At 27.7% G+C, this 17,749-nt stretch carries 17 protein-coding genes and 3 tRNA genes; 6 read left to right on the plus strand and 14 right to left on the minus strand.

Going from position 1 to position 17,749, the window contains the following annotated elements; genetic code table 4:
- From NPA13_RS02200 to NPA13_RS02260, 13 genes are all read right to left on the minus strand, one after another.
- Positions 1–1,215 (minus strand): DNA polymerase IV, encoded by a 1,215-nt coding sequence (locus NPA13_RS02200; protein WP_257088805.1) that lies wholly within the window; start codon positions 1,213–1,215, stop codon positions 1–3.
- Positions 1,199–1,621: a Fe-S cluster assembly sulfur transfer protein SufU gene (sufU, locus tag NPA13_RS02205; protein ID WP_257088807.1), complete on the minus strand. Its 423-nt coding sequence runs from the start codon at positions 1,619–1,621 to the stop codon at positions 1,199–1,201. Before sufU ends, NPA13_RS02200 begins: the two co-directional genes overlap by 17 nt.
- Positions 1,611–2,765, minus strand: a complete 1,155-nt coding sequence (locus tag NPA13_RS02210) for an aminotransferase class V-fold PLP-dependent enzyme (RefSeq protein ID WP_257088809.1) — start codon at positions 2,763–2,765, stop codon at positions 1,611–1,613. The genes sufU and NPA13_RS02210 overlap by 11 nt, the downstream gene beginning before the upstream one ends.
- The gene (locus NPA13_RS02215; RefSeq protein ID WP_257088811.1) at positions 2,765–3,283 is read right to left on the minus strand and encodes a hypothetical protein; all 519 of its coding nucleotides are present in this window, start codon (positions 3,281–3,283) and stop codon (positions 2,765–2,767) included. Before NPA13_RS02215 ends, NPA13_RS02210 begins: the two co-directional genes overlap by 1 nt.
- Positions 3,283–3,726: a transcription antitermination protein NusB gene (locus NPA13_RS02220; protein ID WP_257088813.1), complete on the minus strand. Its 444-nt coding sequence runs from the start codon at positions 3,724–3,726 to the stop codon at positions 3,283–3,285. The genes NPA13_RS02215 and NPA13_RS02220 overlap by 1 nt, the downstream gene beginning before the upstream one ends.
- A gap of 105 nt (positions 3,727–3,831) precedes the next feature.
- Entirely contained in the window at positions 3,832–5,250 is a 1,419-nt protein-coding gene (locus NPA13_RS02225; RefSeq protein WP_257088815.1) for a hypothetical protein, read from the minus strand.
- Between the two features lie 122 nt (positions 5,251–5,372).
- Positions 5,373–5,446 (minus strand) — tRNA-Gly (locus NPA13_RS02230).
- Positions 5,447–5,540: 94 nt separating this feature from the next.
- Positions 5,541–5,617, minus strand: a tRNA-Arg gene (locus NPA13_RS02235).
- Positions 5,618–5,622: 5 nt separating this feature from the next.
- Positions 5,623–5,697: transfer RNA gene (locus NPA13_RS02240), tRNA-Cys, on the minus strand.
- A gap of 211 nt (positions 5,698–5,908) precedes the next feature.
- Entirely contained in the window at positions 5,909–7,711 is a 1,803-nt protein-coding gene (dnaK, locus tag NPA13_RS02245) for a molecular chaperone DnaK (protein WP_257088817.1), read from the minus strand.
- 101 nt (positions 7,712–7,812) lie between these two features.
- Positions 7,813–8,709, minus strand: a complete 897-nt coding sequence (grpE, locus tag NPA13_RS02250; protein WP_257088819.1) for a nucleotide exchange factor GrpE — start codon at positions 8,707–8,709, stop codon at positions 7,813–7,815.
- A 36-nt stretch (positions 8,710–8,745) separates the two neighbouring features.
- On the minus strand, positions 8,746–9,789 hold the full coding sequence (locus tag NPA13_RS02255) for a heat-inducible transcriptional repressor HrcA (protein WP_257088821.1): 1,044 nt from the start codon (positions 9,787–9,789) through the stop codon (positions 8,746–8,748).
- A gap of 107 nt (positions 9,790–9,896) precedes the next feature.
- Positions 9,897–10,673, minus strand: coding sequence for a bifunctional 2-polyprenyl-6-hydroxyphenol methylase/3-demethylubiquinol 3-O-methyltransferase UbiG (locus NPA13_RS02260; RefSeq protein ID WP_257088823.1), 777 nt, complete (start codon positions 10,671–10,673; stop codon positions 9,897–9,899).
- A 197-nt stretch (positions 10,674–10,870) separates the two neighbouring features.
- On the opposite strand from NPA13_RS02260, the gene gap reads away from it, so the two are divergent.
- From gap to NPA13_RS02285, 5 genes are all read left to right on the plus strand, one after another.
- Positions 10,871–11,872, plus strand: a complete 1,002-nt coding sequence (gene gap, locus NPA13_RS02265; RefSeq protein ID WP_323188493.1) for a type I glyceraldehyde-3-phosphate dehydrogenase — start codon at positions 10,871–10,873, stop codon at positions 11,870–11,872.
- A gap of 91 nt (positions 11,873–11,963) precedes the next feature.
- A complete protein-coding gene (locus NPA13_RS02270; protein WP_257088827.1) occupies positions 11,964–12,734 on the plus strand; it encodes a hypothetical protein in 771 nt (256 codons plus the stop codon).
- Positions 12,735–12,888: 154 nt separating this feature from the next.
- On the plus strand, positions 12,889–13,350 hold the full coding sequence (locus NPA13_RS02275; protein WP_257088829.1) for a YhcH/YjgK/YiaL family protein: 462 nt from the start codon (positions 12,889–12,891) through the stop codon (positions 13,348–13,350).
- A 13-nt stretch (positions 13,351–13,363) separates the two neighbouring features.
- The gene (gene asnS, locus NPA13_RS02280) at positions 13,364–14,719 is read left to right on the plus strand and encodes an asparagine--tRNA ligase (protein ID WP_257088831.1); all 1,356 of its coding nucleotides are present in this window, start codon (positions 13,364–13,366) and stop codon (positions 14,717–14,719) included.
- Between the two features lie 76 nt (positions 14,720–14,795).
- A complete protein-coding gene (locus NPA13_RS02285; protein ID WP_257088833.1) occupies positions 14,796–15,566 on the plus strand; it encodes a hypothetical protein in 771 nt (256 codons plus the stop codon).
- Between the two features lie 41 nt (positions 15,567–15,607).
- On the opposite strand, the gene NPA13_RS02290 is transcribed toward NPA13_RS02285, so the two are convergent.
- A complete protein-coding gene (locus NPA13_RS02290; RefSeq protein WP_257088835.1) occupies positions 15,608–16,351 on the minus strand; it encodes a hypothetical protein in 744 nt (247 codons plus the stop codon).
- Positions 16,352–16,787: 436 nt separating this feature from the next.
- Between NPA13_RS02290 and NPA13_RS02295 the strand changes: the two genes are divergently transcribed.
- Positions 16,788–17,726, plus strand: coding sequence for an IS3 family transposase (locus NPA13_RS02295; protein WP_257088837.1), 939 nt, complete (start codon positions 16,788–16,790; stop codon positions 17,724–17,726).
- The last annotated feature ends 23 nt before the right edge of the window (positions 17,727–17,749 follow it).

Here is a 17,749-nt window from a genome sequence, read left to right on the forward strand (position 1 = left end):
CTACTTTCTGTATAAGCTACCTTGTAAGGTGAATTTGCTTTTTTCTTTGTTTACATTTTTAGTTACACCAATGTTTGCAAAGTTAATATTTAAGTTTTCATACTTTTTAATTTCAGTCGCTTCCTGGAATAATGGAACTGGTATGTAAATATCAAAAACATCTCTAAGACCTGATATTCTTACACCTATACCAATGTATTCTTTATCCCTGAAGTGTTTATCAAATAAATCAAAAGCGACTCTATGTAAATCTTCATACGTGTTGATATATTTGGAAATTTTATGTTGCTTTGTAAATCATTTTTTCTCTTTGGTTCTGATTAAAACAGAAACTACATTTCCAACTAAATTGTGTTTAATAGCTCTTCCTGAAACTTTTTTAATTAGATCATCAAAGTATTTGATTTTAATTTCTTCATCCATATAGTAATCTTCAAAAGTAATTTCGTTCCCTAACCCTTGAAGTTGTTTTTCGTGATGTTGAATATTTTCATAATAATAAGGTTGTAAATTTTTAATTATTGTTTCAGCATACTTACCAAATAATGTTTGCATTAGCAACATATTTGTAGATACTTTATAAAGGTCACCAATTGTTTTTAGCCCCATTGATTCAAGTTTTGGAGCAGACCTTCAACCAATTCCGTGAAATTCACCAATTGGTAAGTGAAAGAATTGATCTTTGAAATTAGCTTCATTAGTAAATCCAATTCCAAATGGTTTCGAAATGTTAGTAGTCATCTTCGCTAAAAATTTGTTGTGAGATATACCGATTGTGATCGGAATATCAAAGACTCTTAAGATTTCTTGTTGGATTTGTCTAGCTAAAAACTTTGGCGAAACTTTTGTTTTATAAACTAAATTAGTTACATCTAAAAAACATTCATCAATTGAGGATATATGAATATTTTCAGTGTATTTTCTACCTAAAAAACCAAAAATAGAGTTAGATGTACTAATGCATAAATCCATATCAACATCGACGAACACTGTTTCAGGAACCAGTTTTCTAATTTCTTCTTTTTTCATTCCAACACGAACTAATTTTGTATTTTTTAATTCATAACTAATAGATACAGCTATTGCATGTGATTTACTTTTGCATATTGCAATTGGTTTTCCTTTGAGTAGTGGATATTTTAATCTTGCTACTGATGCAAAGTAACTATCAAAGTCAATATGGAAAATAATTGGTTTTTTAGTTGTTGTTCTCATCTTGGTAAGCTTTTGTGATTAAAAGTGCACAATTAACTCTATTTAAGTGTGATTTAACATTATAGAAAACTCAAAGATTTTCTAATTTTGTAATTTGCTCATAGCTTAATTGTTCTTGATTAACAAACTTTTCAAAAAGCGAAATAAGATTTGAGATTTCTTCTTTAGTTTTGTTTTTAATTAAACTTAAGAACATATCAGTTGAAGCAACAAAAATTGCACATCCAATTCCGTTAAAGTTTGCTACTTTGATTTTGTCATTTTCTCATTGAATGTCTAATTGAACTTTGTCAGAACAAGTATTACTGTAATGAGTTTGAAATTTATCATCTAAATCTTTTTTGTTAACTGGGTTTTTGTAATGCTCCATAATCATTTCACGAGCTTCATTTTGATTAAAACGCATAAAAGTCACCTCCATTTTTTAACTCTTCAATGAGTTTGTCAATATCTTCATATGAATTGTAAATTCCAAGTGAAATTCTTAAAAATGAATAATTATCTTGAATGTTTCTTAAATAAGGAGCACAGAAAATTCCTGCTATTGTGTAAATTCCTTTTGAACCTAAATAAGTAGCAACGTCTTGAGGATTAATTCCCTTTACATTAATAAGTGCAATGTTGTCACCTGATTTTGAAAAAACTTCAATATTATCTAATGTAGCTAATTGATTGTGTAAATAAGTTGATAAATCCTTAAGAATTTCTTGAGTTTTTTCATATCCAATTGAGTTGAAAAAATCAAGTGATTTATCAAACATAAAGAAACCACCTAAATCAGGTGTCCCTGGTTCAAATCTTGAAATTGTCTTTTTAATAGTTCAATTATTATCTTTACCGATCGCATCAACTGAACCACCACCAAATTTAACTGGTCTAAATTGTGAAAGTAATGTATCTTTAATTGCTAAGACACCCATTCCTGTTGGTCCATAAAATTTATTTGTGCTGAATGCTATTGCATCAAAATCATTTAAGGAAGTTTTTTTATGACTAATAGCTTGTGCTGCATCAGCTAAAATTACAATATTTTTTTCTTTTGCTATCTTACAAATTGCATTAATATCTAATGAAATATTAAAGTTGTTAGTTTCGTTAGAAAATGAAATGAGTTTAGTTTTCTCATTAATGTCGCTTAAAATGTCATTTGATACAACAACTTTTGAATTTGTTTTTTTAGCAATTTCTAATCAAGGAATAATGTTTGAAGAGTGATTGTATGAGCTTAATAAAATTTCATCACCATCTTTTAGAATTTGTCCCATCATTTGAGCAAACATATTAATTGATTCAGTTGTTCCTGATGTGAATATAACTTCTGTTTCTTTTGCATTGATTAAATCAGCAACTTTTGAACGAACTCTTGAAATTGTTTGATTAACTTCACTACCGATTGGTGTATCTGCTGTACGTGATGAAATTGATCTGTTAGAATAAAAATCAACTAAAGCATCAACTGCAGTTTGAGGTTTTAAAACTAAGGCAGCTGAATCAAAATAAACAATAGACTTTAAGATTGGAAATTGTTCTCTAATTTCTTTATTTTTCATTAAAGCACCTTCTTTAGAATAGAACGTAAAACAGTGTTGTAATTTGGCAATTTTTGAAACTCATCTAAAAAGTCATAATAGTATGTTCTTTTAACTTTATTAACTAAAAGATCAAACTCGTGTTTAGTTTCTTTTTTTGATAATGACTTATTGTTAACTAACTTAATTTGGTTATTTTCTAAATACTCAATATCAAAAGTCAAATTATCAATGTTGTAATATTTAGCAATTAGTTGATAGAACATAAAATGATAAAAGTTGCTAATCATTTGCTTTTGAGCATCAGTTGCATTTTCTTCAAATTCAATGTGACTTAAAAACTTATCAATAAGTTCATTAAGTGTATTTGAAGAAATACTCATTTCTTTTTTACTGTAAGCTGAATTATCTGCTTGCTTTTTGATTAACTTGTAGTTAGCGAACTGCTCAATTGTAAAATAAAATTGCTTGATAATCTTTTTTAGATGTGAGTTGTATGCAATTACAAATTTAAGATTGTTAATTTTGATTGATGACATTATTTTGCTTTATCCATTAACTGAATTAATTTGTAATAGTTTTCTAAAATACCATTAACAAACTTGTAGTAGCTTTCTTCTTGTGTCACGTTTGATTGGTCTAATGCTGGTGGGAAGAACATTTTTGTAATTTCAACTGACTCATTGAAAACAATTTTAGGTTGATTATTGAACAACTCAAAAGCACCGTTTAAAATTATTGCTCTAACAACTGGAGAAAGTCTTTCTCAACTTCAGTCACTGTTTAAAAGCGATGATAAAGTCTTTCTTAAAAACTTGTAGTTAGATGCAATTAAACTTAATCTTTTTGTTTCTTCAATATCAATAAAATCAAATTCAGTAACTGCGGCAGGAACATCGATTGCTTCATTTAAAAGTTCGTATTTGTAAAGAACTTGAATAACATTTAACCTGATTTCTCTTCTTGATTTTTTATTACTCATAAAATACTCCTTAAATATTTTTTTAATTATATTAAAAAAATGTTTTTGTGTATTTTGCTTTTAGTTCTATGGTATAGAAAGTTTAAAAAAATATCTAACTTTTAGTTAGATATATTTAACATTTTTTCTTGCTTCAATCTTGTTTTTGATTAATTCAAGAAGTGAGAATAAAGTAGATAAAATAAGTACATAAATCGGAATTGAAATTAAGGTTCTGAATATGATTGGTATCATAATTATTAGATAATTATTCCCTACTGTGTAATTACGTTTTAAGAATAAGTTTGCATAATTAATGAAGACATAAGGTCCATAAATTCATCTACATACAACCATAACAATTAGAACTATTCCGATAATCATAAATAAGTTTATGAAATAACTTGCAATTCTCTTATTTTGATCTTGTTTTGTGTACACATAGAGCATTATGAACAACAGAACAAAAGTTAAAATAAATGAAATTACAATTATTATGTATAAAGTAGCATCTGTAAGAGCGCCGACTCCAAAAATTTTACTGATCTTAAGACCCTCAATTAATTTAGTTTTTTTATTTTTAACAAAGAATTTTGGATTATCTGAATTCGATACTAAAATAACTGTAAGGAAGGTAGAAAAGAGTGAAATAAGTATCGTTACAAAAGTTGCGATAACCGCTTTCATTGACTTTGTCTTATACATAAAAATGAATAGTTTTGTAATCAATACAACTGCAATCGGCACTATTGCATACATTCAGTATCAAGATCAAATTCCACCATTAAATAATAGTGCAAAAAAGTCTGACGCAACTCCTAAAAGTGCTGCTTTATAAGTTGTGAAAAAGATTGCATAGATAATATAAAACACATATTCAAAATTTAATCCAACTTTTGAAAGTGCTGTAAATTTAACAAGTGTCTGAACTATTAAAAATAGTCCCATTGTTATTCCGGCAATTGACATTTCATAAACATCGAATTTGAATTCAACATTTTTTAATCTTGAAAACTTGTTTTCAGATTCTAAATTGATTAAATAAATTAATTCATCAACTTTTTCAATCGAATTTCTTTCCTTATCTGAAAGGTATAAGGTGTTTATAAAGAAAATTTTGTAAAAAACATCAACAGGTGGTATTACTGCTGTTATATAAAGCGAATTAATAAGATGCTTTTTATTACTTAATACAAAATGCATTCTCGGGTTAAGTGTGTAATAACCATTTTTAACTTTTTTAGCTATCTCACTAGCATCGTAGAGTGATTTAAGAGAATAAATAACTCAAATTATTGGAGCAAAAATTAAGTATGTATACCATTGATTATTCTCAACTACATTTGATTTTCCAAAAATTGCTAAAACAACAAATGTAACAATTATTAAAAAGGTTATTATTTGAGAAATTGATTTAATTATCATCTTTTTATTCAAAAGACTTATAAATAAATCATTGATATATCAATGATTACCTTTATATTCTAATGTTTTCACAAATTTTTGGCTTAATAGTTCTTTGTCGTCATATATTTTTGTCTTCATATATTTTTATATTATAAGTAATAAGTAAATTTTAGTAAGTAAAAAAGATAAAAAACAACTCCCAAAAGGGAGCTGTCTTTCATAACAAAAAAACAAATGAGGTCAGCGATTTCTCGCTGATATGGAGCGAGTGAAGGGAATCGAACCCTCACAGTCAGCTTGGAAGGCTGAAGTTCTACCATTAAACTACACTCGCATTCGTTATTGGTGTAAATATTATAACACACAATTAATTTTTTATAACGAAATTTTTAAATTTTTTATTTTCTCGCACAAAGCAAAGCAACATCTGGCGCGCCCGACAAGACTCGAACTCGTAACCTTTAGGGCCGTAACCTAACGCTCTGTCCAATTGAGCTACGGGCGCATTTATGGAGGCACCAACGGGATTCGAACCCGTAATCAAAGTTTTGCAGACTCATGCCTTGGCCGTTTGGCTATGGTGCCTTGTGCTAACTTATTATAGTATATTTTTTATACTATGAAAATTTTTTTATTAAATTTTTAAACAATTTAATGCACTATTTATAAATCTGACAAAAACATATATTTATTAATAATAAATATAGAAATAAATTGGTTTTATTAAGTTTTTTTACTTACAAAAGCAAATAAAAACACCATAGTTTGCACTATAGTGTCTTAATATCTATATAAATTATTCTTCAACTACTTCAGCAACATCTTCATCTGAGTTATTTTGTGATGCTTGTTGTGTATTTTGAGCATTTTGTTGAGCTGATGCATTAGCAAAGTTTCTGATAACTTCTTCAACTTGGTCTAATTTTGTTTTAAGAGCAGGAATGTCTTTTTTGTTAATTAATTCTTGTAATTCACTAATTAATTTTTCAGATTCTGCTTTAGCTTTTTCATCTAATTTGTCACCTTGTTCTGCATTAGCTTTCTTAATTTGGTCAATTAATGATTCGGCTCTAACGATTGTTTCAGCTTCTTCTTTACGTTTTTTGTCAGCTTCTTTGTTTAATTCAGCTTCTTTAATCATTCTTTCAATTTCTGCTTCTGATAATTTCGAAGAGTTTTGAATTGTGATTGATTGTTCTTTATTTGTTTTAACGTCTTTAGCTTTAACTGTTGTAATACCGTTAACGTCAATTGAGAAGCTAACTTCAATTTGAGGAATTCCTCTAGGGGCTGGTTCAATACCTGAAAGGTTGAATTGTCCTAATAATTTGTTGTCTGAAGCCATTTCTCTTTCACCTTGAACAACAGTAATTGTCACTTCTGTTTGGTTATCTGCAGCTGTTGAGAAGATTTGAGATTTTGTAACTGGGATTGTTGTATTTCTTGGGATAAGTGGTGTTGCAATACCTCCAAGTGTTTCAATACCTAATGTTAATGGTGTAACATCAAGTAATAAAATGTCATCAATGTCACCTGCTAAAACAGCACCTTGAATAGCAGCACCGATTGAAACAACTTCATCTGGGTTAATTGAACGGTTAGGTTCTTTACCTAATGTTCTTTTTACCATTTCTTGAACAGCCGGCATTCTTGTTGATCCACCAACTAATAATACTTCGTGTAAGTCGTTAGCTGTAATTCCAGCTTCTTTTAAAGCATCTTCAATAGGTTTTCTTGTTCTATCTAATAAGTTAGCTGTCATAGCTTCGAATTCGCTACGTTTTAATTCTAATTCAACGTTTAATGGTCCGTTTGGTGTAATTGCTAAGAATGGTAAGTTAATAGCAGCTGTTGATTGGTTTGATAAGTCAATCTTTGCTTTTTCAGCTGTTTCTTTTAATCTTGACATAGCCATTTTGTCGCTTCTTACGTCAAAATCGTATTTTGATTTAATTTGTGAAATCATTCATTCAACAATAGCGTGATCTCAGTCATCTCCACCTAAGTGGTTGTCTCCTGAAGTTGATAAAACTTCAAATGTTCCGTTTTCTAATTCAAGAACAGAAACATCAAATGTTCCTCCACCTAAGTCATAAACAAGAACTTTCATTGATTTATCAGTTTTTTCTAAACCGAATGCAAGTGCAGCTGCAGTAGGTTCATTGATAATTCTAAGAACATCTAATCCAGCAATTTTACCTGCTATTTTTGTAGCTTCACGTTGAGCATTGTCAAAGTAAGCTGGAACTGTAATAACAGCTTTAGTTACTTTTTTACCTAATTTGGCTTCTGCATAATCTTTCATATATTGTAAGATCATTGCTGAAATTTCTTCAGGTTTGTAATCTTTTCCATTTAGTTTAACTGTTTTATCTGTTCCCATTAATCTTTTTATAGAAACAACTGTGTTTGGGTTTGTTTCAACTTGTCTTTTAGCAGCATCCCCAACAATAATTTCATCTCCTTTAAATGCAACTACTGATGGAGTTGTTCTTTTCCCATTAGGGTTTTCTAAAACAACAGGTTGTTTATTTTCAATAACAGTAACAACAGAGTTTGTTGTACCTAAGTCAATTCCTAATACTATTTCTTTAGCCATATTTAATCTCCTTTTGCAATAAAATGTTTTTTCATCCTCTTTTTAATTGAATATATTATAACAGAAATTTAGCAAAACAATAATTTATTTGCTAAATTTTTTTATTTTACTTTTGAGATAACAACTGATGCAGGTTTTACTACTCTATCACCAATTTTTAAACCATATCTAACTACTCTTATAATAGAATTGTCAGCTTTATTATTATCGTGTTCGATTTGAACAACTTCTTGAGTGTGAGCATCGAATTCAGAACCTACAATTGGGTCAATTAATTGAGCGCCATTTTCGTTAAATAGATTTTCAAATTGTTTTGCAACAATTGAAAATCCAAAGCAGTAGTTTTTAACAACTTCATTATCTGAATTTAAACCAGCATTCATAGCCCCCATATAATTGTTATATGGTTCCATAAATTCTTCTAAAAACTTAGATAATGCATATTTTTTGTTTTCTAAAACTTCTTGTTTTTTTGTTTCATTAGTTTTTGTAACTAATTCTTCATATTTTTGCTTGAAGTTTCCGTCTAATTCTTGAAGTTTTAATTTGTATGTATATTGATCTAATTGAATTTTGTTTTCTAATTCTTTAACTTTTGCATTTAAAGAATCAATTTGTGAAGATAATTGAATTTTTTCTGCATTAAGTTTTTCAATTTCAGAAGCCAATAATTCTTTCTCTTTATCATTAGCTTTTGATTCTTCTTTTTTAATGTGTGAATTCTGAAGTTTTATGTCTTTTAAATTAACATAAGCTTTTTTACCACGGAAGTCTTTAAAAATGTAATCACTTGGAAACACTAATTTGATAGTTAATTTTTTATTAAATTTTTGACCAATTAAATATTTGTCAAAATCAGGTAAGTATTCATTTTTACCAACTCTGATTGTTTTTTTACCTTTAAATTCAATAATTTCTTTTGAATCTAAGAAAAGCTCAAATTCAGCAGTAATTTTATTACCCTCAAAAATCTTTCCTTTTGTTAAATAATTATTCATTTTTCTCCTCTTTTACTCCTAATTTTTACAGCAAGATTATTTTTTCTTATTGCTTAAAATTCTTTCCAACATTGCAAGCGCAGTCTTCATATCATCATATTTTGAAGTAGTAGCACCTACTATAGCAATTTCAGTGATTTGATTATGATTGCTAATTTTCTTAGACATATATGTTCCTGAATTATCAATTTGAATTCTTATGTTTTCCTCGTCTTCAATTTGAGATTCAATACTTTCTCAAATTGAGTGATTTTCAATCAACTCAATCATTTTTGAAAGGTCTTCTCTTTGAATATTTTGACTCAAGATAATGTTATTTTTTCCATAAACATTATTTTTATTTCTTGTTCTAGTCTTGAAGTTTCCGAAAACATTTCTAACAAATGAGTTGATAAGCTCTTGATATTTTTGAACTGCTTCTTTTAAAATAGGTTCTAAAATTGCAACAGTTTCAGGAATTTCACAAAGTGGTTTATCAACTAATCTTTCTTTGAAAATTCTTACTGCTGTTTTAACATCAGTCATTTTAAATTCGTTATTTTCAATATTTAAAATTCTTGAAAATACATCACCATTTGATGTGACTAATACAATTGTCGCTTTTGTAGGTGACAATACAACTAAATCAATACTTTTAAGAAGTGTTTGATCATCGATATTATTAGTTGTAATCATTGTATAACCTGACATATCTGCAATAATTTGAGCTGCTTTTTCAACTGTGTTATCAATATCAACTTTTTTGTTTGCTAATATAGCTTCAATTTTGTTTTCAAATTCAGATGTATGTGGTTTAGCAAGATATTTAGCATAATAATTAAGACCTAATAAAGTAGGAATTCTTCCACTTGTTCCTGACTCTTTTATAAGGTAACCTAACTCTTCAAGCTCACCTAAAATGTATCTCATTTTAGCACTTGAAAAATCTAATTCAGGATGTACCTTACTATATTTTTCAACTAAATATGCACTACTTACAGCGTTTCCTGTTTCAATGTAAGCTTGAACTGTAGATCTTAAAACTGGTTCGTGTTTTGGTTTTAATCTTGTGTAATCTGAAGTTTCTTTTTTTGTTTCCATAGAAAATATTTTAGCATAAGTTAGCAAAAAACAAAGTTAATTGCTAAAATTATTTACAAGATGAATTCTTCTTTAATTAATAAAGAAGTCATTTACTAAATTAACAATTAACTTTGTTTTTTAATTACATAATAGATAGCATTATCACTAAAATCTAATGCATTTTGGGTTTCTTTTCCTAAACTATCTCTATGTGCATATTTATGAATTTGTTTAATTCCAGTTTCATTTAAAAGCGACATAATTTCATGAAAATCATAATAAGATAAAACACCTTTTTGTCCTTCCTGATAGTAGATAAAGTCACCTTTATCTCAATTAGAAATATTTTTAAACTTAATTTCTTTTTCTTGCTGCTTAATTAATTTTTCTCTATTAATATCACCTTTAGCTTCGTGAGCACTAAAAACTATGTATCCATTAGGTTTTAGTGCAGCATAAGCATTTTTTAATGCATTAATTTTATTAATTCTATAAGGAATGCACATTAGTGAATTGAATGTGAAGATCATAAAATCGTATTGCTTTTGATATTTATAATTTGATAAATCAACTTCATAAAAATTCACATTTATGTTAGTTTTGTTTGAATGATTTTGAGTTAAATATTCTTTAGCTTTTTTAATTGAATTTTTACTAATATCATAGCCGTCAAGGTTTAAAAATCCTAAATCAAGTGCTCCGAATATAAAACGTCCAGTACCTGTTCCTAAATCTGCAATGTTTGCAGTTTTAGAAATATTTAGGTTTTTTAGTCAATATTTTTCAGCATTTAAAATGCCAACATTTTCAATAGCTTCAAAATAATGTTTCAGTGAACTATCAGTATCATAAACTGAAGTTAACTCATTAACAGACATAGTAATAGTTTGTGAATTTTTCATAAAGCAATTATATTAAAAGTTAAATTATCACGCTCAATTTTTAGACTAATTCATAAGCTACACAAAGATAAAAAGCTAATATTTAATTTATAAAATTAAATAAATACACTTTTTTAAAAAAAGTATAATATATAAGCAATTTATAAATAGCTTTATAAATTATCAAAAGTTTAGTTTAGATATAGAAAGGAAGCAAAATTATGAAAAAAGTTGCTATTAACGGATTTGGAAGAATCGGAAGATTATTCTTACGTAGATTATTACAAACAAACTCAAAAGATATGCAAGTTGTTGCTGTTAACGACTTAACAGATCCAGCTACATTAGCTCACTTATTAAAATACGATACAGCATACCACACATTACCAGTTGATGTTGAAGTTAAAGAAGGTGCTATTGTTGTTAATGGAAATGAAATTAAAGTTTTATCAGAAAGAGACCCTGAAAACTTACCTTGAGCAGAATTAGGAATTGACCTTGTTGTTGAATCAACAGGATTCTTCACAAAACGTGAAGGTGCAGAAAAACACTTAAAAGCAGGTGCTAAAAAAGTTGTTGTTTCAGCTCCATCAGATAAAGATGTTAAAACGATCGTTTACAACGTAAACCACAACATCTTAACAAGCGAAGACAAATTAATCTCAGCTGCTTCATGTACAACAAACTGTTTAGCTCCAGTTGTTAAAGTTTTAGTTGACAACTTCGGAATTAAAAGTGGTTTCATGACAACAGTTCACGCTTACACAGCTGACCAAAGATTACAAGATGCTCCTCACAAAGACTTAAGAAGAGCACGTGCAGCAGCACAAAACATTGTTCCTACATCTACAGGAGCAGCAAAAGCTATCGGATTAGTAGTTCCAGAAGCTACAGGTGTTTTAAGTGGTTCAGCTCTTAGAGTTCCTACAATTACAGGTTCAGTAGTTGACTTAACAGTTGTTTTAGACAAACAACCAACAGTTGAAGAATTAAACGCAGCTGTTAAAGCAGCAGCAAGTGAAACATTATTATATACAGAAGCTCCATTAGTATCTTCTGATATCATTGGTGCTACATATGGTTCAATCTTTGACGCTCAATTAACAGATGTTTTAGAAACAGAAAATGGAAGACTTTACAAAGTTATTTCATGATATGACAACGAAATGTCATACGTTTCACAATTAGTTAGAACAGTAGAACACTTCGCTAAATTATAATAATTAATGACACAGCTATACAGTTGTGTTTTTTGTTACTCATCTCAAAAACTTAATATAATTAATATATTAATCATATTAAGGAGAAAATATGCCTTTTACATTAATCGCAATTTCTGTGATTGAAGTTATCTTAGGTTGATTTGTTATTTTCGAAAAATCTGGTCTTTTATTCTACAAATCACTTCTAAAATTAACTAATGCAAAAATTGAACAACTTAAAATTTGAAATAAACAAAACAAAGTGGTAAACATAAAATACCTTGAAGGCAAAGATTATCTATTGAAAACTATCCAAAACAAGGTTATTATTCCTGCAATAGTTTTATTTTTCGTTCACATAGTTTTATATGTTGTTTTATTTTTAGAACTATTTTTACTACCTGGTAATGATCGTTTTAATGAAACATATAAAATATTATCCCCGATTGTTGTTATACCAATTAGTTATTTACAATTCTTTTCATTGTTTATTATTCCTTACTTTTTTGTGTTCAAGAAAAGGTTAAATGATGAATTCAAAAAAGCTAAGAAAGTTAGATTTAGTCCTAATGTAGAAATGTTTGAAGGGGTTGAATTAACTGAACCACAAATGTCTGACATAAACTTATTCAAATTTAATGATAAAAACCCTAGATTAATTATTTGAAAACCTTTTGTTTTCTATGGTAAAGCTGAATCATTTGGTTCAATTTTCCCTATTAATATAGCTTCAAGAAAAATGAAAAACAGAGCTGACATCGAAAAATTAGCATACTTCTTATTAAACTTCGATTCAATCGGAGATTGGCTTAAATCAGAAGATAAGCAAGTTTATGTTAAAGTATATAGAGCATTATTTGAAACTCAAAATTTCTTATAAATTAAACTATACAACTACTTTTAAAGCTTACTCACTAGCTTAAAAGTAGTTTTTCTTATTATCAAGTTAACTGAAAATACTTTTTATTTTCTTTAAGTTCATAAGTTGTAAAAAATAATATAATATTAAAATATTATATTATTAGGAGGGTTAAATGATATATGACAAGTTTGTCAACGTAGGCAAATATGATTATGGCAATAGTAGTTTAAGTAAAGCAATGAATTTAATTAATTCATACGATTTTGATAATTTACCATATGGTGTAACTAATATTGACGAAAATATTAGAATAGTGAAACTTAATTACACACCATTTTATAACCATTTATTTGGTGAAATTCATAATAGCACTATTGATATTCATATTAATTTACTTGATACAAAAGAAGTTGTTTATTATGATTTAAATCCAAATAATGTAAACAATGAAATTTTGAATGAAAATAAAGATAATGATGTTAAATTCGTTCAAATGAATTCATACGATAATAAATTAATGTTAAACAAAAATGAGTTTGTTCTTTTCTTTGAGAATGAAACACATATGTTTGATTTATTAGACAAAAATAGTCCAAAAGACAAGATAATAATTAAAATTAAGACCAATAATTAATTAGGAGAAATTTATGTACTCAATTAAAAAAATATTATTAAGACCTGAGTTTTTTGACGGTTGAACCGATGTAACTATTAAAGGGTGAGTTTCATCAAACAGAGGAAACAAAAAAATTCGTTTCATTGAAGTAAACGATGGTTCAACTATTTCAAACTTGCAAGTTGTCTTCAAAGGCGAAGCTTTTGATTTTGACTTATTAGACCAAACTAAACCTGGTTCAGCAATCATTATTAAAGGTTCATTGCATGCAACACCAAATGCACCTCAACCAATTGAATTAGTAGCTACAGAAGTTACAGTAAAAAAAGTTGATGAAGATTATCCAATTCAAAACCAAGAAATCAACCTTGAAACATTAAGAGAAATTCCACACTTAAGACACAGAACAAACTTAATTAAAGCAATTATGCTTGTTAGATCAACATTAGCTCATGAAATCCACAAGTACTTCGTTTCAAAAGAATTCTTCTTAATGGCTTCTCCAATTATTACAAGTAACGATGGAGAGGGAGCTGGAGAAACTTTTATAGTTTCAGATAACGAATCAAAAGATCCATTCTTTGGAAAATCTAAGAAAGCTACATTAGGTGTTACTGGACAATTGCACGGTGAAAGTTACGCAGTTGGAATGAACAAAATTTATACTTTTGCACCTACATTTAGAGCAGAAAATTCAAACACAAAAAGACACTTAGCAGAATTCTGAATGATTGAACCTGAAGTTGCATTCTACAACTTATCAGATATTATTCATTTAGCAGACGATATGCTTAAAGTTGTTGTAAGAAACACATTAGCTAAAAACAAAACCGAAATTGAATATTTAGATAAAGTAACAAACAATGGTTTAATCAAAAGATTAGAACACTTTGTTGAAACACCTTTAAAAATCATTGATTATAAAGAAGCAATCGAAGAACTTAAAAAAGTTGCAGATACTTTTGAAAACAAGGATATTTACTTCGGTTTAGATTTAGCTTCAGAACATGAAAAATACTTAACAGATAAACTTTATAAAGCACCTGTTGCAGTAATTAACTTCCCTAAAGATTTCAAAGCATTCTATATGAAACAAAACGAAGATAGTAAAACAGTTGCTGCATTTGACTTATTAGTACCTGGTGTAGGAGAAATGATTGGTGGTTCTGAACGTGAATCTGATTATGATAAATTAGTTACACGTGTAAAAGAATTAGGCATTGACCAAGAAGACTTACAATGATACTTAGACTTACGTAGATTTGGGCATATGTTAACTTCAGGATTTGGAATTGGATTTGAAAGATTAGTTATGTATGTCACTGGTACAGAAAACATTAGAGAAACAATTCCATACCCTAGATCAAACGGAAGCATCAAAATGTAATTTAAACACTCTTTATGAGTGTTTTTTATTTTTAAAAAGACGTGTAAATAATATAATAATTAAATAAAGGAGTTTAATGAAATTAATATTTAACGATTTGCCAATTGGAGCTCAATTACTCATCTTAGCCATATTTTTTGCAATTTTAATTGTAATACTAACTTTTGCACATTCTTTCATTCAAAAAACTGTAAGATTAACAAATTCATATAAACAAGTGCAAATTCAAAAATGAAGTGAAGAAAATAAAGTTGTCAATAAAAAGTATTTAGATGGAGCTAAAAAGATTTTTAAATATATCACTATACCATTTGTTATGCTTTCTGCTTGAATTTTTGTTTCACTTGTCTTTTCTATTATGGATATAGTATATTCAGCTAGAGAATTAAGTATTAATGATTCACTCGATACATCTGTTTTATATACATTAATAATAGCATGCAGCTGCATAATAATCACATTAATGTTCATTTTTCATATTGTTATGTATTCTATACAATATGCAAAATTTGTTAAATTACTTAAACAAATTAAAAATAGCAAAATACAATGAAAAGAAAATGCAAAACTATTCACTAAAGCATATGACAATAATGGAAGCTCAACTGAATTTGAACTTAAAAAAATTGGTGCAAATAGTGACTTCAATAAATTTATGAATAATGGTGTTATAGGATTAGCTATTAATGGTGTAAGAGAGTTGTTTGCTCCTAAATTATGAAAATGAAACAAAGAAACCTACAGCGATATTACATACTTTGTATTCAATTTTGAAGATATCGAAGAATTTTTAGTTAATGAAAATGATTCATATGTTAGAGCTTGAAAAGAATTAAATCAAAAGTAAATGAAAATCAACTAGATAGAAAATTCTAGTTGATTTTTTAATTAATAAAACTTTTTAATTAATTGGTAAAGTGATTCTATAACATTTGTATCATCAACATGCATTGAATCAACATTTACATATTGAGTGTCAAATAATGCATAGTATAGAACCTTACCCTCTTTAAATCATTTAGGTAATATTGCGTTTTTATATAATTTTGTGAAATTTGGAAGTCTATATGAGAGTGTTGTTGCTCTGTTTTTGATTATTAATTTGTCTAATTTCATTTTTTTAGGAAATTCTTTAGTTGAAATTTTTGAATAGAAATAATCTGCAAGATTTTTATGTTCTTCTGTTATATCAATAATTTCTCAACCTCTCATTGTTTTATGTCATACACGAGCTACTACAATGAAGTTTTTAAATAATAAATATGAGAAGTATCCATTCATTAAGATTAAAGCAATGATAATAAGTAAGTTTGTTATTCTAGTAATACCTTTGTCAGTATTTGTTCCTAAAAAATCTTTTAAAAAATATACTGATGCAAGACAAATTGCAAATACATTAAAAATAAATTGCAGCGAAATTAAAATATTTAACATAATGTAATGAAAGTTTCAGTATTTATTCATTCTTTCATCAATTTTGTAAGAATTAAAGAATTTTTCATTGTTTTGAAAATGTACTGCATTCATTTTCGCATGATTAATGAAGTTTCCATAAGTAATAGCAATAGATGCAAATAGCAATAGTCCTGTACTACTAAACGCAACTGCTAATCAAAAAAATACACTTGACATAAGACTCCTTTTAGTTTATTGACATTTATTTTAATAATTTTACATTATTAAAATTAAAATAAAAATAACTAGATTAATCTAGCTATTTAAACTGGGACACAAAATATGGACAAAACCGTACTTTGTGTTTTTTATATTAAGGAGTTATTATGAAACAACTAAAACAAGAACAATGACTAGAACTTTTTCAGATTATGATGATTATAAGAAGGGTTTAATGTCAAGAAATGATTTCGAAATTAAATACCGAACGATAAAAGGTGTTAGCTTTTTGACAAAAAATCTACATATTCGAAGAGAAATTTTTAGAGAAATATAAAAGATATAATTTAGGAATGACAAATCTAATATCGCAAACAGGTAAATCTCCTAAAAGGGCAAAGGAACAGGGAGACCTAAAAATTCAAAGTTACACCAATGGATATTGTTAAAAAGAATGAGAAAAATGCGAAAAGAACAATTGATTGAAATTTTGGAAATTTTTAAAGATTCATTCGATAGGAATAACTTTGATGTTGATATATCTAAAATTAAAAAAACTTCTGTTTCAACTAGGAAATTAGCAATCATATTTAACAAATCAAAATCAACAATTCATAATTGAAAAACTAAAGAAAAAAAATCTAGAACCCAAAAAAGTGATCATAGAAATGATGAATTAATATTAGAGGCATTTAAAAAGAATAAATGTCTATTTGGAAGAAAAAGATTAGAACATTACATCAAACAAAAATATCAAATTTTGCTTAATTATAGGACTATTGGTAGAATTATGAATAGATTGCAATTACATTGTTTAATTAGAAGAAAGAAAAAGGATAGAGAAAGAAAAAACACAAATGTTAAATTTGGAGACCTCGTAAAACGTGATTACAATGGAGAAACCAACCAAATAATCGCAACAGATGTTACATATATTACAGCACCAAAAGATTGTGAAAACAATTTTGTTTTTTTGTCAATTGCCATTGACCACAAAAGTAAATTTATTGTAAATTACAATTTGTCAAAAAGAAATGATTTAGATTTAGTTATGAAACACATGTCAAAAATAAAATTGGACAAGCAATGAATAGCACATTCAGATCATGGTTTCCAATATTCATCTAAAGATTATTTGCAAACAATATCTAAAAATAATGGCGTTATTTCAATGGGGAGAGTTGGCAACTCGCTAGACAACAGAGAAGCAGAATATTTCTTTTCAATTTTAAAATCTGAATGTTTAAAATTAATTGATATAACCCAGATAACTTTTGATGATCTTAGCAAAATAATTAATGAGTTTATTTTTTGATACAATAATGGAAGAATTCAATCAAAATTAGATTGAAAAACACCCCAACAACATTGAGGTGTTATTATGTCTAATTAAACCTTCTGTCCACTTTTAGTGTC

This window comes from Mycoplasma sp. 2045 (assembly GCF_024582715.1).
GTDB lineage: Bacteria > Bacillota_I > Bacilli_A > Mycoplasmatales > Metamycoplasmataceae > Mycoplasmopsis.